Source organism: Methylobacterium sp. J-059, assembly GCF_022829485.1.
Classification (GTDB): Bacteria; Pseudomonadota; Alphaproteobacteria; order Rhizobiales; family Beijerinckiaceae; genus Methylobacterium.
The window spans coordinates 1-18,566 of sequence record NZ_JAKSYA010000106.1; the positions used below are offsets into that span (position 1 = coordinate 1).

Genomic DNA, 18,566 nt, shown 5'->3' on the forward strand with positions numbered 1-18,566 from the left:
CTCGGCGAGGGGCGCCAGCGACACCGGGTTGGCCGCGTAGGTCAGCGCGTCCAGCGTCAGCACGTCGTGGCCGAGGTCGCGCACCAGGTGGAGCACGAGGGCGGAGCCGATGAAGCCGCAGCCGCCGGTCACCAGGATGCGGATGTCGGCCTCCGTCAGCTGCTCCGACGCTTCAGGTGAAATAGCGCGTCGGCAGCACCGATTTCATCTTCGGTAGCTTGCACTGAGATATGAGTCTGAAATGACGCCGCGCGATGCGCAAAGAACAACGATGCATCATGATCCGGCGTCGTAGATTCTTATGACAAAGATTATCTCAAGCCGGTAGAATATGCTTGGGGGTCGATTTTCTGAGCAGGTATTTTCCCTTTTTCGCGATCGTTCGCACGACGTACTTTGACGGGCTGAGCGAAATCGCTACGGCCAGGTTTTTCATGAACGGAAGCCAATTTCCGCTGCTGTAGTGCAGGGTCGCTATTCTGTAAGCGATAGCGGATCTCTTCAATCTCCAATTGCGGCATTTTTTCCAGATCGATTGCGAGCGAAGCATTTCCCTATATTGTTCCAAGCTTATTTCCGTGTTGCCGTTCAGGCGCCTGATCATGTTGAAATCGATGAAATCTCCGTTTTCGAAGATCTCGTTGATCCGCGTCGTCATGATGCTGCTATGCCGGCGATGCATCAAGACAGGCTCGGGCGACACGGCGATCTTGAAGCCCGCGGTCGCCATTCGCCCCCACAAGTCTCGATCATCGAGAAGATGGTTCCGATAGCCGCCCAAGCCGAGAACGACATCGCGCCGATACATCGCGGTCGGATGGATGATATTGACGATGAGGCCCGGGTCTTTTCTTGCAAGCCCACGTTCCATATCAATGGTCGGGACGCTCTTTCCGATGATCTTGTTGTCGACATCGATCATGTATGCTGCCGAGCTCAGAACGCTGACGTCCGGGTTTTCTTCCATGAATCGGATTTGCGATTTCAGCCTGTCCGGAAGCATGATGTCGTCGTCGTCCATGCAGGCAATCAGATCGTATTTCGCAAGCGACAGCCCCAAGTTCCTGGCGGCAGGACCGCCCCTGTTCGTCGGGTGACGCAACAAACGGATCCTCGCATCCTTCTTGGCGAGAGCCGCGAGGATCTCATGGGTCCCATCGGTCGACGCGTCATCGACGACGATCAGCTCGAAGTCCTCGTGGGATTGCGCCAACACGCTTCCGATGCACGCCTCTATGTACTTGGCGCGGTTATGGGTTGGCACTATGACTGTCACCGACATCGATACCTCCGAGTCCGCATCTTCGAGCAGACGAAAGACAATCTTGAAAGAAATATAATCGCTCTATATTGCGTGACCATGAAATAAAGCAGATCAAGATTTGCAATGGGTCACGTCGATCTTCCAGCCTGACGGTAGGCTGAATCCTCGACGAGATGACAGATTTTCAGGAGAGGCCGCGTACGCCTTTCGATCTAGCCCGAAGGATACGGGTCGATCGAAGCGCTGCGATCCTGCGATCCGGCAAACCGCGTGCACCGATCCAGAGACCTCCCAAGGTCGTTTCCGGCCATGCTAGGTGGAAGGGCTTTCAGAGTCTTTGGGAGGGCGGCGGTGGCGGTCTCGTCGTGCCCGTGCGGCACGCAGATGCGGCAGCGCACCACGCGGAGGCGTCGACCGGAGCCTCGGAGCCTGTCGGTGGCGGCCGCCGTCTGGTCGACGAGGACGAGGCCGTGCGGATCGAGATCGATACGGCCTCCGATCGGCCGCCCGGAAACGACCGGCAACGGTTGGTGGCACGGATGGTGCCTGGAATGCGAAATGCCAGCTTGGGGTTGCCTGATCCCGTGCATCGGCCCACGCTCCGCTCATCCGCCTCGAAACTCTGGTCCGTCCCGGGAAGTCCTGATGTCGCGTCTGTCGGCCGCCTGCCTGATCGCGGGCCTGCTCGTCTCCCTGCCGCTCTCGTCCACGGTCCTCTCGGCGCAGACCCTGCGCTACGGCATGATGGAGGACCCCGACGCCCTCGATCCGACGCTGGCGCGGACGTTCGCCAGCCGCATGGTCTTCGCCGCGCTCTGCGACAAGCTCGTCGACATCGGGCCCGACCTGAAGCCGGTGCCGCAGCTCGCCACGCAATGGGAGCTTTCGCCCGACGAGAAGACCCTGACCATGCACCTGCGGCCGGGGGTGAGGTTCCATGACGGCGAGCCGCTGAACGCGGCGGCGGCGAAGTTCTCGATCGAGCGGCACCTCAAGATGCCGGGCTCGCAGCGCCGCGGCGAGATCGCGCCGATCGACACCGTCGAGGTGGTCGACGACCTGACCTTCAAGATCAACCTGAAGACGCCGTTCGCGCCGCTGATCGCCCAGTTCACGGATCGGGCCGGGATGATGGTCTCGCCCAAGGCCGCCGAGCGGCTCGGCGACAAGTTCTCGACGGCGCCGGTCTGCGCGGGCCCCTTCAGGTTCGTCGAGCGGGTGCCGCAGGACCGGATCGTGGTCGAGCGCTTTCCCGATTACTGGAACAAGGACCAGATCCAGATCCAGCGGATCGAGTTCCGCCCGATCCCCGACGCCACCGTGCGGCTGACCAACCTGCGCGCCGGCCAGCTCGACCTGCTCGAGCGCCTGGCGCCGACCGACGTCCCCCAGGTCAGCCGCGACGCCAAGCTCGCGCTCGGATCGGTTTACGAGCTCGGCTTCCAGGAGATCCTGTTGAACCCCGCCAAGGCCGGCTCGCCGCTTGCCGACCCGAAGGTGCGCCACGCGCTCGACCTGTCGATCGACCGCAACGCCCTCAACCAAGTGGTGTTCAACGGCGAGTTCCTGCCCGGCAACCAGTGGGTCTCGCCCAAGCACCCGAGCTACGTGTCCGAATACCCGGTGCCCAAGCGCGACGTCGCCAAGGCGAAGGCCCTGCTCGCCGAGGCCGGGCAGCCGAAACCCCAGATCACGCTCTCGGTCTACGCCAACAGCGAGGCGCCGCAGGTCGGGCAGGTGATCCAGGCGATGGCCAGGGAGGCCGGCTTCGACATCCGGATCCAGGCCGCCGACTTCACCACGCTGCTCGACATGGCCGACAAGGGCAACTTCGAGGCCTACCTGTATTCCTGGTCCGGGCGACCGGACCCCGACGGCAACACCTTCAGCTTCCTCGGCTGCAAGACGCCGCTGAACTACAGCCGCTACTGCAACGCCGAGGCCGACGCGGCGCTCCAGGCCGAGCGCGGCACCGTCGACCCACAGAAGCGGCAGGCCGCCTGGAAGCAGCTTGCCGACCGGGTCCTGAACGACCGCCCGGGCCTCTACCTGCTGCACCGCAAGCTGCTCTGGGCCTACACCAAGAAGCTCTCGGGCTTCGTCGCCTACCCGGACGGGCTGGCGCGCTTCACCGGGCTCAAGCTGAACTGATGCTGCGCTTCCTCGCCCGCCGCCTGGCGCTCGCGGTCCCGACGCTCGTCCTCGCCTCCATGATCATCTTCGCCCTGCAGCAATTGCTGCCGGGCGACACCGCGACCGCGCTCTCCGGCGAGGAGCGCGACCCGGAGGTGATCGCGTTCATCCGCGAGAAGTATCACCTCGATCGGGCGCTCCCCGTCCGCTACGGCTACTGGGCGGCGGGCGTCCTGACCGGCGACCTCGGCGAGTCGATCCGCCTGCAGAAGCCGGTCTCGGAACTCGTCCTCGAGAAGCTGCCGGTGACGCTCGAGCTCGCCTGCCTCGCCATGCTGGTGGCCCTGGCCATCGGCGTGCCGATGGGCATCGTCTCGGCCGCCCGCCGCGGCACCTGGGCCGACACCTTGGCCAACGGCGTCGCGCTCTGGGGCCTGTCGATCCCGAACTTCTGGCTCGGCATCCTGATGATCCTGCTGTTCTCGGTGCAGCTCGGATGGCTGCCGGCCTCCGGCTACGTCCCGCCCTCGGAGAGCCTGTGGGAGAACCTCAAGGCGATGGCGATGCCGGCCTTCGTGCTCGGCAACGCGATCAGCGCGGTGATGATGCGCCACACCCGGGCGGCGATGCTCGGCGTGCTCGGCTCCGACTACGTCCGCACGGCCCGCGCCAAGGGCGTCTCGCCGCTGCGCCTGGTGCTGCGCCACGCGCTGCCCAACGCCGCGATCCCGATCATCACGCTCGGCGCCCTCGAGTTCGGGCAGCTCCTGTCCGGCGCGGTGCTCACCGAGCAGATCTTCTCGGTGCCGGGCTTCGGCAAGCTGATGGTCGACGCGGTGTTCAACCGCGACTTCGCCACCGTGCAGGGCGTCGTGATCTGCACCGCCGCCACCTATGTCGGCCTCAACCTCGCGGCGGATGTGCTGGCGGCCGTGGTCAACCCGAAGCTGAGGCGGGCATGAGCGGGATGGATCGCGACGCCGCCGCGCTGTTGCCGTCCCCCTCCGTGGCGGGGGGACGAGCGGTGCCCCTCCCGCGCGAGCCCGGCATGCTCGGCGCCTTCTGGCGCCGGCTGCGGGCGCGGCGGAGCGCGGTCGTCGGGCTCGCCATCGTCGTCGGGCTGGTGCTGATGGCGGCGTTCGCCGGATGGATCGCGCCCTACGACCCGACGGCGACCGATTGGGGCGCGGTGCGCGCCGCGCCGTCGCTGGCCCACCCGTTCGGCGGCGACGAGGTCGGGCGCGACGTGCTGGCCCGCATCGTCTACGGGGCGCGGGCCTCGCTCGGCGCCGGCCTCGTCTCGGTGGCGCTCGCGGTCTCGCTCGGCCTGCCGCTCGGGCTCGTCGCCGGCTATGCCGGCGGCTGGGTCGACGGCGCGATCATGCGGCTCACCGATGCGCTCCTGGCGATCCCGTTCCTGATCCTGGCGATCGCGCTCGCGGCCTTCCTCGGCCCGAGCCTGACCAACGCGATGGTGGCGATCGGCCTCTCGGCGACCTCGACCTTCGTCCGGCTCACCCGCGTGCAGGTCCAGGCGGTGGCGGCGGAGGAGTTCGTCGAGGCGGCGCGCTCGGTCGGCAACCCGCCCTGGCGGATCGCGCTGGTGCACATCCTGCCCAACATCGTGCCGGCGATCCTGGTCCAGGCGACGCTGACCATCGCCGCGGCGATCATCGCCGAGGCGAGCCTGTCCTTCCTCGGGCTCGGCCAGCAGCCCCCCGAGCCGAGCTGGGGCGCGATGCTCAACGTCGCCAAGAACTTCCTCGACCAGGCGCCGTGGATGGCGATCTGGCCCGGCCTGTCGATCTTCCTCGCCGTGCTCGGCTTCAACCTGCTCGGCGACGGGCTGCGCGACGCGCTGGATCCGCGGGGCCGCACATGAGCGACATGCCGCGTCTCGAAACGCCCCTGCTCGAGGTCCGCGACCTCGCCGTCGCCTTCGACACCGACGGCGGCGCGGTCCACGCCGTCAACGGCGTCTCGTACGCGCTCCGCGAGGGCGAGACGCTCGGCATCGTCGGCGAATCGGGCTCCGGCAAGAGCGTGCACGTGCTGGCCATGCTCGGCCTGATCCCGCGGCCCCCCGGCCGGATCACCGGCGGTCAGGTGCTGTTCCGGGGCCGCGACCTGCTCACCCTGCCCGAGAAGGCGCTCCGAAAAGTCCGCGGCGGCGAGATCGGGTTCGTGTTCCAGGACCCGATGAGCTCGCTCAACCCCGGCATGACCGTGGCGGCGCAGATCGTCGAGCCGCTGCGCATCCATCTCGGCCTCGACGCCCGCGCGGCGCGCCGGCGTGCGCGGGAGCTGCTCGACCTCGTCCGCATCCCGAACGCGGCCGGCCGCCTCGACCAGTACCCGCACGAGTTCTCCGGCGGCCAGCGCCAGCGCGTGATGATCGCCATCGGGATCGCCTGCCGCCCGAAGCTCCTCATCGCGGACGAGGCGACGACGGCGCTCGACGTCACGGTGCAGGCCGAGATCGTCGCCCTGGTGCAGGAGCTGAAGCGCGAGATCGGCATGGCGATCATCTGGATCACCCACGACCTCGGGGTGGTCGCCGGCATCAGCGACACGGTGCAGGTGATGTATGCCGGCCGCATCCTCGAGCGCGGGCCGGTGGACGACATCTTCGCCGACCCGCGCAGCGCCTACACCCTCGGCCTGCTGCGCTCGCTCCCCGACCTCACCCGCGGCCGGGCCGGGCGCGGGCGCCTGCGCCAGATCGAGGGCGCGCCGCCCGACATGCGCGCCCCCCCGCCCGGCGACCCGTTCGCGCCGCGCAACGCCTACGCCACCCCCCGCTGCCGCACCGAGGCGCCGCCGCTCGTCCAGGCCGCCGGCGCCGCGCCCGGCCACCTCGTCGCGGCCTGGTACGACCTTCCGGCGATCCTGGCGCGCGAAGCGGAGGAGGCACGGTGATGCGGGCCCCGGACTATCCGATCGTCTCGGTGCGCAACCTCTCGAAGCACTATCCCCTGCGCTCGTGGTGGGGCGGCAAGGCCTCGGTGTTCCGGGCGGTCGAGGACGTCAGCTTCGACATCCGCGCCGGCGAGACGCTGGGGCTCGTCGGCGAATCCGGCTCGGGCAAGTCGACCATCGGCCGTGCCGTGACGATGCTGAACCCGCCGACCGCGGGCACCGTCGCCTTCGAGGGCACGGACCTCGCCAAGCTCTCGCCGCGAGCGATGCGCGGCATGCGCGCCCGCATCCAGACCGTGTTCCAGGACCCCTACGCCGCGCTCAACCCGCGGATGAGCGTCGGCGACTACGTCTCCGAGGCGTTCAAGCTGCACCGGCCCGAGATGGGCCGGGCCGAGCGCCGCGCGGCGGTGGCCGGGCTGTTCGAGCGGGTCGGGCTGGAGCCGCGCTTCGCCGGGCGGTTCCCGCACCAGTTCTCCGGCGGCCAGCGCCAGCGCATCTGCATCGCCCGCGCCATCGCGCTCAAGCCGAGCTTCATCGTCGCCGACGAGCCGATCGCGGCGCTCGACGTCTCGATCCAGGCGCAGGTGGTCAACCTGCTGCAGGACCTGCAGGCCGAGCTGGGGCTGTCCTACCTGTTCATCTCCCACGACCTGCGCATGGTGCGCTATCTCTGCCACCGGGTCGCCGTGCTCTGGCGCGGCCGCATCGTCGAGCTGGCCGAGAGCGACGCGCTCTACGACGACCCGCGCCATCCCTACACGCGGCGCCTGCTCGGCGCCGTGCCGGTGCCCGACCCGGCCGCCGAGCGCGCCCGCCTCGCCGCGGAGCAGGCCCGGCCCGCCTCCCCCATCGCCGAGGGCGGCGACCTCGTCGAGGTCGCGCCCGGCCACTGGGTCGCCACGAGAAGCTGAGGATCGCCCATGAGGAACTTCGAGGGACCGGGCCGCTCGCCCGTCTACGCCGCCAACGCCGCGGTCGCGACCTCGCACCCGGCCTCGACGCTGGTGGCGATCGAGACTCTGCGCGCGGGCGGCAACGCCGTCGACGCGGCGATCGCCGCGGTGGCGGTGCAATGCGTCGTCGACCCGCTGATGACCGGCATCGGCGGCGACTGCTTCGCCCTGTATGCGCCCAACGGCGCGTCGGTGCCGATCGCGATCGACGGCTCCGGCCGCAGCCCGGCGGCCGCCGACGACGCGTGGTACCGCGAGAACGGCGTCGCGATCGAGCCCGATTCCGCGCATGCGGTGACCGTGCCCGGCGCGGTGGCGGCGTGGCAGAGGCTCGTCGAGGACCACGGCACCCGCTCCCTCGGCGAGCTGCTGCAGCCGGCGATCCGGCTGGCCGAGGACGGCTTTCCCGTTCAGCCGCGGGTCGGGTGGGACTGGGCGCGCAGCATCGGCCGGGTCGCCAGCGATCCGCACGCGGCGGCGACCTACCTGATCGACGGCCGGGCGCCGGCGGTCGGCACCGTGGTGCGGCTCGAGAAGCTGGCCGCCACCCTCCGGCGGATCGCCGGCGAGGGCGCGCGCGGCTTCTACGAGGGGCCGGTGGCCGAGGACCTCGTGAGCCGCCTGCGCGAGCGCGGCGGCCTCCACACCCTGGAGGATTTCGCGAGCGCCGCGCCGGACGTCGTCACCCCGATCAGCACCCGCTACCGCGGCTACGACGTCTACGAATGCCCGCCCGCCGGGCAGGGTCTGGCGGCGCTGATGATGCTCAACGTGCTGAAGCCCTTCGACGTCGCCGGGCTCTCCGACCTCGACCGGGTCCACCTGTTCGCGGAGGCGTGCAAGCAGGGCTACCACCACCGCGACGCCCTGTTCGGCGATCCCGAACTCCAGGCGATCCCGGTCGAGCACCTGCTCTCCGACGCGTGGCAGGCGGCCGCCCACGGGGCGATCGACATGGCCCGCGCGCAGGCGCCGGTGCTCTATCCCGAGATCCGCGCCGAGCTCGCGGCCCGCGCGCACAAGGACACGGTCTACCTCTGCGTGGTCGACCGGGACGGCAACGCGATCTCGCTGATCAACTCGATCTTCCAGGGCTTCGGCTCGGGCATCCTCGGGCCGTCGAGCGGCGTGCTGCTGCACAACCGCGGCCTGTCGTTCCGCACGGAGGCCGGCCACCCCAACACGATCGGCCCGTCCAAGCGCCCGATGCACACGATCATCCCCGGCATGCTGATGCGGGACGGCCGCGCGGTCGCGCCCTTCGGCGTGATGGGCGGGCACTACCAGGCGATGGGCCATGTCGAGCTGCTGACCGGCCTGATCGACCGCGGCCTCGATCCGCAGGAGGCGCTCGATGCGCCGCGCAGCTTCGCCTACGGCGGCACGCTCGAGGTCGAGGGCGGCCTTTCCGGCCTCGTCGGCGGCCTGAGGGACCGCGGCCACGACGCGGTCGCCGCTCCCCTCCCCCTCGGCGGCGGGCAGGTGATCTGGATCGACCGCGCAGCCGGCATGCTGTCGGCCGGCTCGGACCCGCGCAAGGACGGCAGCGCGCTGGGATACTGAGTCCGGGCGCTTCAGGCGAAGTGCTTGGACAGCTTCAGCCCTTGCGCCTGATAGTTCGAGCCGGCGCCGGCGCCGTAGAGCATCAGCGGCACCGCCTCCATGCGCTCGTAGACGAGCCGGCCGACGATCTGGCCGTCCTCGAGCAGGAACGGCACGTCGCGGGAGCGGACCTCCAGCACCGCGCGCGCGCCAGTGCCGCCGGCGCCGGCATAGCCGAAGCCGGGATCGAAGAAGCCGGCGTAATGCACCCGGAACTCGCCGACGAGCGGGTCGAACGGCACCATCTCGGCGGCGTGGTCGGGCGGCACCTGCACCGATTCCTTCGAGGCCAGGATGTAGAACTGGCCGGGATCGAGGATCAGCGACCCGGACCCGTCGGCCGGCAGCGGCTCCCAGAACTCGGCCGCCGCGTGGCGCCCGGGCGCGTCGACGTCCACGAGGCCGGTATGGCGCTTGGCCCGGTAGCCGATCAGCCCGTCGAACCCGGCGAGATCGACCGAGACGGCGACGCCCCCCTGGAAGGACGGCGCCGCCGCGGTCACCAGCGGCGCGCGCGCGTGCAGCGCGACCAGCTCGTCGTCGCGCAGCCGCACGATGCCGCGTCGGAAGCGGATCTGCGACAGGCGCGAGCCGGTGCGGACCAGGACCGGGAAGGTGCGCGGCGAGATCTCGGCGTAGAGCGGCCCGCGATAGCCGGCCCCGACCTGGTCGAACGCTTCCGCCCGGTCGGTGATGACGCGGGTGAACACGTCGATCCGCCCGGTGGAGCTCTTGGGGTTGGCCGCCGCCGCGAGGTCCTCGGGCAGCGCCAGGGATTCCTGCAGCTCGGCGATGTAGACGCAGCCGGTCTCCAGGACCGCGCCGGGCCGCAGGTCGATCTCGTGGAACGCCAGCCGCTCGACGCAGGCCGAGACCGCCCGCGCCGCGCCCGGCAGGAAGCTGGTGCGCACGCGCCAGGCCCGCGCCCCGAGGCGCAGGTCGAGGCTCGCCGGCTGGATCTGGTCGGCGGCGAAGGCCGAGGCCGGCAGGATGCCGCCCGCCCGCGCCAGGGCGGCGATGCCCTCGCCCGACAGGATGCCGTCGCGCGGGGCGCCCTGCCCCGTGGCGGTGCCTGCCGCGACCGAAGGGCCGGTCTCGACCGAAGGGCTCGGCGTCGTGCTCATGTCTCTCGCGCGTCCCGTCCGGCCGTCACCATCGGCCGTTTTCGAGCAAAGCGCCTAACGTCGGCTTAAGGGGGGGCGGACCGAGGTCGCGCGCGCCTCCGCCGGGAGGGCGGCGGGCTCGTCGCCGGGCAGGGCGAGGACGATCCGGATCAGGGCGAGCCGGGCCAGGGCGCCGATCGCGACCAGGCCGGCGAGCGCGCTCGCCAGCACCGGGACCGCGCGCGGAAACACGAGCAGCGCGGCCGCGCCGGCGACGAGGCCGACCGTGCCGCCGACGCCGAGCACCAGCGAGGGCAGGCCGGCGAGCCGCGGATCGGGTCCCGCCCGGCCGGCGATGACGGCCGCCGCGATCCGCCCGGTCCCGTCGAGGATCAGCGCGGCCGCGAGCGCCGCCGCGGGCAGGAGGTTGGCGGCCGGATCGCGCCACGCGGAAAAGCCCGCAAGGGCGAGCAGCGTCGCCCAGGCCGCCACGTGGGCGAGCGCCGCTGCCGAGAGCCGAACGTCCCCCCCGCGCCGAAGCGACCTCAGATGGCACACCCACGCTTCGACCATGCCGGCCCCGTTCCTGCCGCCAGCCGCGACGTACTCCGCCGCAATTGACGGGAATTCTTCCGGCAACTACCACGTTGAATGACGCATCGAAAAGCGGCTTCGAGCCGTCTAGACCCGAGCTAGACCGAACTCGAGCGCCGCTGAAGAGGACAATTAGGGACGATGTACAAGGCCGAGACGCGCGGAATCAGCGTGACCGTCAATCCGCGCTTCGTCGAGGAGGAATCCTCGCCGGGAGAGAGCCGGTACTTCTTCGCCTACACCGTTGAGATCGTGAACAACGGCGCCGAGCAGGTGCAGCTCCGCTCCCGCCATTGGCGCATCATCGACGGGCGCGGCGAGTGCCAGGAGGTGCGCGGCGCCGGCGTCGTCGGCAAGCAGCCGGTGCTGGAGCCGGGCGAGTCGTTCTGCTACACCAGCGGCTGCCCGCTCACCACGCCGGACGGGCTGATGGCGGGGAGCTACACCATGGCCACGGTCGCGGGCGAGAGCTTCGAGGCCGAGATCCCGGCCTTCTCGCTCGACAGCCCGCATATCCGCCGCAGCCTGCACTGATTCGAGCCGGGCAGGCCGGCGGCCCGCCCAGGACACCAAGCGATGCCCGGTTCCGGCGAGCGGCTGACCCCGCTCGACATCCTCGCCCACCTCGTCGGCTTCGACACCGAAAGCTCGAAGCCGAATCTCGACCTGATCGACTGGGTCGCCGCCTATCTCGACGGCTGGGGCGTCCCGCACCTCCGCATCCCGAACGCGGCCGGCGACCGTGCCGCGCTCTTCGCCACGATCGGGCCGCAGGTCGACGGCGGCGTCGTGCTGTCGGGGCACACCGACGTCGTCCCGGTCGCGGGACAGGCCTGGACCGCCGACCCGTTCACCCTGCGCGTCGCCGACGGCCGGGCCTACGGCCGCGGCGCGGTCGACATGAAGGGGTTCTGCGCCACCGCCCTGGCGCTGGTGCCGGACTGCCTCGCGGCCGGCCTCAAGCGCCCGATCCACATCCTGCTCTCCTACGACGAGGAGACCACCTGCCTCGGCGTGATGGACGCGATCGCCCGCTTCGGCGTCGACCTGCCGCGGCCGGGCGCGGTGATCGTCGGCGAGCCGACCGACCTCGAGGTCGCCGATGCGCACAAGAGCATCGTCACCTTCCACACCACGGTGCACGGCCACGAGGCGCATTCGGCCAAGCCGATGCTCGGGGCCAACGCCGTGATGGCGGCCTGCGACCTCGTCTCCGGGCTGAACGCCATCGCCGACCGGATGATCGCCCGGGGCGACGCGTCGGGCCGGTTCGATCCGCCCAGCACCACCGTGCATGTCGGCACGATCCACGGCGGCACCGCCCGCAACATCCTGCCCAAGGAATGCGCCTTCCACTGGGAGTTCCGCGGCCTGCCCGACCTCGACATGGCGGAGATCCCGCGCCTATTCCAGGCCAAGGCCGAGGCGGTGACCCGCGAGCGCCTGAACCGCTACGGCGCGTTCGGCCGGATCGAGACCGTCGAGGAGATCGCGATCCCCGGCCTGCTGCCGGAGCCCGGCTCCGAGGCCGAGCGGCTGGCGCTGCGGCTGGCCAACCGCAACCGCACCGTGTCGATGCCCTACGCCACCGAGGCCGGGCGCTTCCAGCAGGCGGGCATCCCGACCGTGGTCTGCGGGCCGGGCTCGATCGACCAGGCCCACCAGCCGGACGAGTTCATCACGCTGGCCGCGCTCGGCCAGGGCGAGGCGTTCCTCCGCCGCTTGATCGAGGCCTGCGCCGCATGAACGAGACCGTCCCCGACAGGGTCAAGCTCCGCCCGCTGGAGCGCGAGGACCTGATGTTCGTGCATCAGCTCAACAACAACGACAGCATCATGCGCTACTGGTTCGAGGAGGCCTACGAGTCCTTCGCCGAGCTGGCGCAGCTCTACGAGCGCAACATCCACAACCAGACCGAGCGGCGCTTCATCATCGCGACGCTGAACGGGCATCCGGCCGGCCTCGTCGAGCTCGTTGAGATCAACCACCTGCACCGGCGCTGCGAGTTCCAGATCGCGATCCATCCGGGCTTCCAGGGCCGGGGCTTCGCCCGCCAGGCGACGCGGATCGCAATGGACTACGCCTTCAGCGTGCTCAACATCCACAAGCTCTACCTGCACGTGGACAAGGACAATGCCCGCGCCGTGCGGATCTACGAGAGCTGCGGCTTCCGCCCCGAGGGCATCCTGCGGGACGAGTTCTTCATGAACGGCCGCTACCGCGATGCCGTGCGGATGTGCCTGTTCCAGCCGGAATACCTCGCCGGCCGCCATGCCGTCGACATCGCCGAGCCGGTGCTCAAGAGCTGACCGGCGCGGCGGGTCGGGGAGGCGCCGTCGCCGGCCCCTCCCCGTTCGCACGACTGGACCGATCAATTGCGACCGGCGCCGCCCCCGTCGCGGCCGTTGCGGGTGGCGGCACCCGCGCCGCCGCGCTCGGGCGAGCCGCCGGTCATGCCGGCATCGCGCCCGCTCCTGACGCCACCGTTGGCGCCACCCCTGTCTTCGCTCTTGCCGCCGCCCATCGTCTCCGAAGCGTTGCGGATGCCGCCCCTGTCCTGGCCGCCGCGCGCATCCTGGCCCCGACGCAGGTCGGCGTTGCGCTCGGATCCCCGGTCGGCGCCCGTGTTGCGCTCGCCGGCGTTGCGCCGGTCGGCATTGCGGAAGCCGCGATCGTCGCGGGTCTCGGTCCGGGTGGAGCGGGTCCGCACGTCCGTGCGATCCTGTCCGCGGAAGCCGACGTCGACGCTGCCGCCGCGACGCTCGGTCGTGGTCACGCTGAGGCGACGGTACTCGGGCGATCCGTACAGCACCCGCTGCCCGCGGATGGTGACGTAGCGCTCGCGCGGACCGGTCTCGCGGACCGTGACGAGGCGACGGTATTCCGGCGATCCGTACAGCACGCGGTGGCCGCGGATGGTGACGTAGCGGACCCGCGGGCCGCCCCGGCGCTCGACCGTGACGAGGCGGCGATACTCCGGCGAGCCGTACACCACGCGCTGGCCGCCGACGACCACGAACCGGCCCTCGCGCCGGAAGCCGCCGCCGACCCGCTCGGACCGGAAGTCGGTGCGGGTCTCGCGCCGCTCGCTGCGCGCCTCGCGCCCGCTCCGCTCCGCCCGGTCGCGGCTCTCGTGCATCCCGTCACGGTTGCCGCCGCGGCCCTCGGCCCGATCCGCGCCGCGCCGGTCGTCGCGGCCGGCGGCCTGACGATCGGCTCCTCCACGATCGGCTCCTGCACGATCGGCGCCCTGGCGATCGGACCGCCCGGCCTGCAGGCCGCTCTCGCGGCCGCCGGTTCCGTTCCCCGCGGTCGTGTTCCGGGCCTCGCCCCGCGTGTCCGACATCCGGCCGCCGGACGACGCGCCCGATGCGCGGTCGCTGCCCGGCCGTCCGCCGGTCGCGTCCGTCGAACCTGTATTCGCGCGGCCCGGCCCGGCGCCGGCCGCGTTTCCGGCCGCGCCCTGGGCGTAGACCGACGTGCTGAGCAGCAGGGCTGCGAGCCCGATGGCGATCCTTTTCATGATGCTTCCTCCGACGTTCTTGGAAGCATCGAAACGCCGAAGGTTCGAAAACCGTTTCACACCTAGAAACTGATTTTTATGAACCGAAGTTCAGTCTATCGCTCGATCAAGCTTGGCCGTCGTCGCGTCGGCGCGGCGTTCTATTGCTTCGGCGTGCCGCCCACCTCCGCCTCGACCTCCGCCGGGTCGAGGTCGTAGCGGCGCGAGCAGAACTCGCAGGTGATGACGACGCGGCCGTCGTCGGCCACCATCTCGCGGCGCTCCTCGGGCGAGAACGAGCGGATCATGCCCATCACCCGCTCGCGCGAGCAGCGGCACTGCTCGTGCACCGCTTGCGCCTCGAACACCCGCACGCCGCGCTCGTGGAACAGCCGGTAGAGCAGCCGCTCGCTCGAGACCGCCGGGTCGACGAGCTCGTGGTCCTCGACCGTGCCGACCAGGGCGCGCGCCTCGACCCAGGCGTCGTCCTCTTGGGTGCCGTTCTCGTCGAGGTGGACGCGGCCCTCCGGGATGTCGCCCGGCGGCAGGTCGGCCAGGCGGGCCCGGTCGATCGACTGCGGCAGGAACTGGACCAGCAGCCCGCCGGCGCGCCAGCGGCTCTGCCCGTCCTCGAAGGCTTCGGCCACGGCGAGGCGCACCTGCGTCGGGATCTGCTCGGACTGGCGGAAATACTGGTGCGCCGCCTCCTCCAGGCTCTGTCCCTCCAGCGCGACGACGCCCTGGTAGCGGCTCGCCGCCGAGCCCTGGTCGATGGTCATGGCCAGGTGCCCCTGCCCGATCAACTCGGCGGCCTTGTGCGGACCGGTGCCCAGAGCCGCGATCGCCTCCGCCTCGAAGCGGGCGGTGGCGCGCAGGCGGTCGGGCGCCTCGAAGTCGACGACGATCATCCCGACCGGGCCGTCGGTCTTGGTTTGGAGCTGGAACCGGCCCTCGAACTTCAGGGACGAGCCGAGGAGCACGGTGAGCGCCGCCGCCTCGCCGAGCAGGCGCGCCACCGCATCCGGGTAGCCGTGCCGCCGCAGGATCGTGTCGACGGACGGCCCGAGCCGGACGACGCGCCCGCGCACGTCGAGCGCCTCGACGGAGAACGGCAGCACGCAGTCGTCGGCGCCGTCGTGACCGTTGCCTTCGTTGATCGGGGTGGTGTCGTGTCCGGCGGTCATGGTGCTCAATTCGATCCTGGAAGCAATTGGCCTGGAAACGTTCGGCTTGGAAGCGTTCGGGTCGTCATCGTCTGTCTGTCAGCGCGCCGATCGGCAGGAACAGGGTGCGCGAGTTGTCTGGGAACGCGAGGAATTCCACCCGGCTGCGGTAGAATGTCAGCGCCTGGTCGTCGAGCGCGTGGATCAGGACGGCGCCGATGCCGATCACCTCGGCGGCATTGGCGATCCGGCGCAGTGCATCGGCCAGGAGGTCGGCACCGAGCCCACGCCCGGCCCAACGCCGATCCAAGGCCAGCCGACCCAGAATCGAGACCGGGATCGGCTCCGGCGCGTTGCGTCGAATCCGTCCCGGAGCATCCGCCCGGGCGACCGTTCCCGCGGAGATGCAGTAATAACCCACCACCGTGCCGTTCGCACAGATCACATAGGTCCGGGCGAACCGGCCCTCGCTGCGGCGTGCTTGCCGCTTCAGCCAATCGTCGAGCACCGGCTTGCCGCACGAGAACCCATCGAGGCCGTGCTCCGAACCCAGCGGAACCGGCGGGCCGATCATCGCTCCCAGGCCGGCTTCCTCTCCATGAGCGCGCTCAGCCTCGGTCTCGCAACCGGCGGCGCGTCGAGGGCCGCGACGAACGCGGCATGCCGCGCGTCGTCCAGGGCGAACAGGCGCTGATCGAGCAGCACGTCGATGGCGTGATGACGCGCGGTGTCGATCATGAACTCGGTCCGCGTCTTGCCGAGCACCGATGCGGCGTCATCGATCAGGTCCCGCGTCTCGGCCTCGACGCGCAGGTTGATCGTCGTCCCGCGCCGCACCGGGACGTTGCTCAGCCCATCGATGCTCACGGCGACAGCCTCTCACAACCGGGTCGGGATCGGTATCTCACGCCGTGAACGTATACACGATGTTCATACGGTCAAGGCCCGCGGACCTCACGGGTCCTGCGTCCGAACGGCCTCGGCGATCCGTCCGCTCAGAGCCCGTTCGCCCGCAGGCACCACGCCAGAATGCCCTTCTGGGCGTGGAGGCGGTTCTCCGCCTCGTCGAACACCACCGATTGCGGGCCGTCCATCACCTCGGCGGTGACCTCTTCGCCGCGATGGGCCGGCAGGCAGTGCATGAACACCGCGTCCTTGGCGGCGGCGCGCATCAGCTCGGCGTTCACCTGGTAGGGGTTGAGCAGGTTGTGGCGGTGGCTCTCGTCCTCGTCGCCCATCGAGACCCAGCAATCGGTCACGACCGCGTCGGCTCCCTCGACGGCGGCGAACGCGTCGGTGGTGACGTTGACGCGGGCGCCCTCGGCGCGCGCCCAGGCCATCAGCGCGGGCGGGGGCGCCAGCTCGGGCGGGCAGGCGACGTTGAGGGTGAAGTCGAAGCGCGCGGCCGCGTGCGCCCAGCTCGTCAGCACGTTGTTGGCGTCGCCCGACCACGCCACCGTGCGGCCATTGATCGGCCCGCGATGCTCCTCGAAGGTCAGCACGTCGGCCATGATCTGGCACGGATGCGACAGCTTGGTCAGTGCGTTGATCACCGGCACCGTGGCGTTCTCGGCCAGCTCGAGCATCAGCGCGTGATCGAGGATGCGGATCATGATCGCGTCGACGAAGCGGGAGAGCACCTGCGCGGTGTCGCCGATGGTCTCGCCGCGGCCGAGCTGCATCTCGGAGCCGGTCAGCATCAGCGTCTCGCCGCCGAGCTCACGCATCGCCACGTCGAACGAGACGCGGGTGCGGGTCGAGGGCCGGTCGAACACCATCGCGAGGTTCTTGCCGGCGAGCGGGCGCTCCACGGCGACCTCGCCCTTGCGGCGGCGCGCCTTGATCGCGGCGGCCGCGTCGAGCACCCGGCGCAGGTCCGCGCCGGAGAAGTCCGACAGGTCGAGGAAGTGGCGGGGCGCGCTCGCGCCGGCCGTCTGGCCGCTGCTCTGGCCGTTCGCTGGGGCAGTCATCTCAACACATCATGTCCGGGTTCGGTCGGCGGCTCCGCCTTCGGGAGCCGAGGAAGGATCACTCGGCGGCGCCGCGCATCGCGCCGTCGAACGCGGCGGCGGTGGCTTCGAGGCGCGCGACGGCCTCGGTCACGTCGGCCTCGGTGACGATCAGCGGCGGCAGCAGGCGCACCACGTTGTCGCCCGCCGGGATCACCAGCAGGTGCTCGGCCCGCGCGGCGGCCGCGAACGCGGTGTTGGGCACGCCGAGCTTGAGCCCGAGCATCAGGCCGTCGCCGCGGATCGCCGTGACGACGTGGGGATAGCGGTCGCGAAGGGCCCCGAGCTTCTGCGTCAGAACCCGCGCGACCTGCCGGACGTGATCGAGGAAACCGGCGGCCAGCACCACGTCGAGCACGGCGTTGCCGACCGCCATCGCGAGCGGGTTGCCGCCGAAGGTGGTGCCGTGGCTGCCGGCGACCATGCCGCGGGCGGCCTCGTGCGTCGCCAGGCACACGCCCATCGGGAAGCCGCCGCCGATGCCCTTGGCCGCGCTCATGATGTCCGGGGCGATGCCCGACCACTCGTGGGCGAACAGCCGCCCGGTGCGGCCGACGCCGGTCTGGACCTCGTCCATGATCAGCATCAGGCCGTGCTCGTCGCAGAGCTCGCGCAGGCCCCGCAGGCATTGCGGCGGCACTGGCCGGACGCCGCCCTCCCCCTGGATCGGCTCGATCATCACGGCCGCCGTCTCCGGGCCGATCGCGGCGCGCAGCGCGGCATGGTCGCCGAAGGGCACCTGGTCGAACCCGTCGACCTTCGGGCCGAAGCCCTCGATGTACTTCTGCTGGCCGCCGGCGGCCAGCGTCGCCAGCGTGCGCCCGTGGAACGCGCCCTCGAAAGTGACGATGCGGTAGCGCTCGGGGTGGCCGCCCGCGGCATGGTACTTCCGCGCCATCTTGATCGCGGCCTCGTTGGCCTCGGCGCCCGAGTTGCAGAAGAAGGCGACGTCGGCGAAGCTCGCGTCGACGAGGCGCTGCCCGAAGCGCTCGCCGTCGGGAATCTCGAACAGGTTCGAGGTGTGCCAGAGCTTCTGCGCCTGGGTGGTCAGGGCCTCGACGAGGTGCGGGTGGGCGTGGCCCAGCGCGTTCACCGCGATGCCGGCGCCAAAATCGAGGTATCGCTCGCCCCCGCGCGCCACCAGCCATGCGCCCTCGCCACGCTCGAAGGCGATGGGGGCCCGGGCATAGGTCGGCAGAAGGGCGGATGTCACGATCCCGTCTCCGTGTCGGCGTGCCGGGCGACGACCCAGCGTTGAAGGCTGCGTGCAGGACGAGTGCCCTGCGTGCAAAAACGAAAGTGCCGCCTCGTCACCGGGGCG

The 18,566-nt window shown here is 70.5% G+C and carries 19 protein-coding genes; 9 read left to right on the plus strand and 10 right to left on the minus strand.

Annotated features, from left to right (window positions below; translation table 11 throughout):
- Both MKK55_RS12680 and MKK55_RS12685 read right to left on the minus strand, forming a co-directional pair.
- Positions 1–144 (minus strand): NAD-dependent epimerase/dehydratase family protein (locus MKK55_RS12680; protein ID WP_243934422.1); only part of this gene is annotated, 144 nt, incomplete at its 3' end.
- Positions 145–316: 172 nt separating this feature from the next.
- Complete coding sequence (locus tag MKK55_RS12685; protein WP_243935034.1) at positions 317–1,282, minus strand: glycosyltransferase family 2 protein; 966 nt, start codon at positions 1,280–1,282, stop codon at positions 317–319.
- Positions 1,283–1,909: 627 nt separating this feature from the next.
- Between MKK55_RS12685 and MKK55_RS12690 the strand changes: the two genes are divergently transcribed.
- The 6 genes from MKK55_RS12690 to MKK55_RS12715 all read left to right on the plus strand — a co-directional run bounded on the left by MKK55_RS12690 (position 1,910) and on the right by MKK55_RS12715 (position 8,835).
- Entirely contained in the window at positions 1,910–3,415 is a 1,506-nt protein-coding gene (locus MKK55_RS12690; protein WP_243935035.1) for an ABC transporter substrate-binding protein, read from the plus strand.
- Entirely contained in the window at positions 3,415–4,359 is a 945-nt protein-coding gene (locus MKK55_RS12695; protein WP_147728789.1) for an ABC transporter permease, read from the plus strand. Before MKK55_RS12690 ends, MKK55_RS12695 begins: the two co-directional genes overlap by 1 nt.
- Positions 4,360–4,445: 86 nt before the next feature.
- Positions 4,446–5,279: an ABC transporter permease gene (locus MKK55_RS12700; RefSeq protein WP_243935170.1), complete on the plus strand. Its 834-nt coding sequence runs from the start codon at positions 4,446–4,448 to the stop codon at positions 5,277–5,279.
- 5 nt (positions 5,280–5,284) lie between these two features.
- Positions 5,285–6,316, plus strand: coding sequence for an ABC transporter ATP-binding protein (locus MKK55_RS12705; RefSeq protein ID WP_147858752.1), 1,032 nt, complete (start codon positions 5,285–5,287; stop codon positions 6,314–6,316).
- A complete protein-coding gene (locus MKK55_RS12710) occupies positions 6,316–7,230 on the plus strand; it encodes an ABC transporter ATP-binding protein (protein ID WP_243935039.1) in 915 nt (304 codons plus the stop codon). Before MKK55_RS12705 ends, MKK55_RS12710 begins: the two co-directional genes overlap by 1 nt.
- Positions 7,231–7,239: 9 nt before the next feature.
- A complete protein-coding gene (locus tag MKK55_RS12715; protein WP_243935041.1) occupies positions 7,240–8,835 on the plus strand; it encodes a gamma-glutamyltransferase family protein in 1,596 nt (531 codons plus the stop codon).
- Positions 8,836–8,846: 11 nt separating this feature from the next.
- Here MKK55_RS12715 and MKK55_RS12720 read toward each other — a convergent pair whose 3' ends face one another.
- Both MKK55_RS12720 and MKK55_RS12725 read right to left on the minus strand, forming a co-directional pair.
- Positions 8,847–9,998 (minus strand): 2'-deoxycytidine 5'-triphosphate deaminase, encoded by a 1,152-nt coding sequence (locus tag MKK55_RS12720; protein ID WP_243935043.1) that lies wholly within the window; start codon positions 9,996–9,998, stop codon positions 8,847–8,849.
- Between the two features lie 54 nt (positions 9,999–10,052).
- Positions 10,053–10,550, minus strand: coding sequence for a hypothetical protein (locus tag MKK55_RS12725; protein ID WP_243935045.1), 498 nt, complete (start codon positions 10,548–10,550; stop codon positions 10,053–10,055).
- Between the two features lie 162 nt (positions 10,551–10,712).
- Between MKK55_RS12725 and apaG the strand changes: the two genes are divergently transcribed.
- From apaG to speG, 3 genes are read left to right on the plus strand one after another with little or no spacing between them, the layout of a single operon-like run.
- The gene (gene apaG / locus MKK55_RS12730; RefSeq protein WP_147729503.1) at positions 10,713–11,105 is read left to right on the plus strand and encodes a Co2+/Mg2+ efflux protein ApaG; all 393 of its coding nucleotides are present in this window, start codon (positions 10,713–10,715) and stop codon (positions 11,103–11,105) included.
- A gap of 42 nt (positions 11,106–11,147) precedes the next feature.
- Complete coding sequence (argE, locus tag MKK55_RS12735; RefSeq protein WP_147844563.1) at positions 11,148–12,317, plus strand: acetylornithine deacetylase; 1,170 nt, start codon at positions 11,148–11,150, stop codon at positions 12,315–12,317.
- Positions 12,314–12,880: a spermidine N1-acetyltransferase gene (gene speG / locus MKK55_RS12740; RefSeq protein ID WP_147844564.1), complete on the plus strand. Its 567-nt coding sequence runs from the start codon at positions 12,314–12,316 to the stop codon at positions 12,878–12,880. The genes argE and speG overlap by 4 nt, the downstream gene beginning before the upstream one ends.
- 62 nt (positions 12,881–12,942) lie before the next feature.
- Here the strand turns inward: speG and MKK55_RS12745 are convergent, their stop codons facing one another.
- The 6 genes from MKK55_RS12745 to MKK55_RS12770 form a co-directional block, all read right to left on the minus strand.
- Positions 12,943–14,094 carry a hypothetical protein gene (locus MKK55_RS12745; protein ID WP_243935046.1) on the minus strand — a complete coding sequence of 384 codons (1,152 nt, stop codon included), beginning with the start codon at positions 14,092–14,094 and terminating at the stop codon, positions 12,943–12,945.
- A 140-nt stretch (positions 14,095–14,234) separates the two neighbouring features.
- On the minus strand, positions 14,235–15,257 hold the full coding sequence (locus MKK55_RS12750) for an Hsp33 family molecular chaperone (RefSeq protein WP_147727009.1): 1,023 nt from the start codon (positions 15,255–15,257) through the stop codon (positions 14,235–14,237).
- Positions 15,258–15,321: 64 nt separating this feature from the next.
- Positions 15,322–15,810, minus strand: a complete 489-nt coding sequence (locus MKK55_RS12755; RefSeq protein ID WP_243935048.1) for a GNAT family N-acetyltransferase — start codon at positions 15,808–15,810, stop codon at positions 15,322–15,324.
- Positions 15,807–16,103, minus strand: a complete 297-nt coding sequence (locus tag MKK55_RS12760) for a DUF1778 domain-containing protein (RefSeq protein WP_243935052.1) — start codon at positions 16,101–16,103, stop codon at positions 15,807–15,809. The genes MKK55_RS12755 and MKK55_RS12760 overlap by 4 nt, the downstream gene beginning before the upstream one ends.
- A 128-nt stretch (positions 16,104–16,231) precedes the next feature.
- A complete protein-coding gene (gene argF, locus MKK55_RS12765; RefSeq protein WP_243935053.1) occupies positions 16,232–17,206 on the minus strand; it encodes an ornithine carbamoyltransferase in 975 nt (324 codons plus the stop codon).
- Between the two features lie 58 nt (positions 17,207–17,264).
- Positions 17,265–18,458, minus strand: coding sequence for an aspartate aminotransferase family protein (locus tag MKK55_RS12770; protein ID WP_243935054.1), 1,194 nt, complete (start codon positions 18,456–18,458; stop codon positions 17,265–17,267).
- Positions 18,459–18,566 lie beyond the last annotated feature (108 nt).

What these genes read in the sequence shown, in the direction of transcription:
- speG (WP_147844564.1), top strand. Translation starts at nt 12,314, where the DNA reads ATGAACGAGACCGTCCCCGACAGGGTCAAGCTCCGCCCGCTGGAGCGC.
- argE (WP_147844563.1), top strand. Translation starts at nt 11,148, where the DNA reads ATGCCCGGTTCCGGCGAGCGGCTGACCCCGCTCGACATCCTCGCCCAC.
- MKK55_RS12705 (WP_147858752.1), top strand. Translation starts at nt 5,285, where the DNA reads ATGCCGCGTCTCGAAACGCCCCTGCTCGAGGTCCGCGACCTCGCCGTC.
- MKK55_RS12695 (WP_147728789.1), top strand. Translation starts at nt 3,415, where the DNA reads ATGCTGCGCTTCCTCGCCCGCCGCCTGGCGCTCGCGGTCCCGACGCTC.
- MKK55_RS12710 (WP_243935039.1), top strand. Translation starts at nt 6,316, where the DNA reads ATGCGGGCCCCGGACTATCCGATCGTCTCGGTGCGCAACCTCTCGAAG.
- MKK55_RS12715 (WP_243935041.1), top strand. Translation starts at nt 7,240, where the DNA reads ATGAGGAACTTCGAGGGACCGGGCCGCTCGCCCGTCTACGCCGCCAAC.
- MKK55_RS12720 (WP_243935043.1), bottom strand. Translation starts at nt 9,998, where the DNA reads ATGAGCACGACGCCGAGCCCTTCGGTCGAGACCGGCCCTTCGGTCGCG.
- MKK55_RS12755 (WP_243935048.1), bottom strand. Translation starts at nt 15,810, where the DNA reads ATGATCGGCCCGCCGGTTCCGCTGGGTTCGGAGCACGGCCTCGATGGG.
- MKK55_RS12690 (WP_243935035.1), top strand. Translation starts at nt 1,910, where the DNA reads ATGTCGCGTCTGTCGGCCGCCTGCCTGATCGCGGGCCTGCTCGTCTCC.
- MKK55_RS12750 (WP_147727009.1), bottom strand. Translation starts at nt 15,257, where the DNA reads ATGACCGCCGGACACGACACCACCCCGATCAACGAAGGCAACGGTCAC.
- apaG (WP_147729503.1), top strand. Translation starts at nt 10,713, where the DNA reads ATGTACAAGGCCGAGACGCGCGGAATCAGCGTGACCGTCAATCCGCGC.
- MKK55_RS12725 (WP_243935045.1), bottom strand. Translation starts at nt 10,550, where the DNA reads ATGGTCGAAGCGTGGGTGTGCCATCTGAGGTCGCTTCGGCGCGGGGGG.
- MKK55_RS12700 (WP_243935170.1), top strand. Translation starts at nt 4,446, where the DNA reads ATGCTCGGCGCCTTCTGGCGCCGGCTGCGGGCGCGGCGGAGCGCGGTC.
- MKK55_RS12745 (WP_243935046.1), bottom strand. Translation starts at nt 14,094, where the DNA reads ATGAAAAGGATCGCCATCGGGCTCGCAGCCCTGCTGCTCAGCACGTCG.
- MKK55_RS12685 (WP_243935034.1), bottom strand. Translation starts at nt 1,282, where the DNA reads ATGTCGGTGACAGTCATAGTGCCAACCCATAACCGCGCCAAGTACATA.
- argF (WP_243935053.1), bottom strand. Translation starts at nt 17,206, where the DNA reads ATGACTGCCCCAGCGAACGGCCAGAGCAGCGGCCAGACGGCCGGCGCG.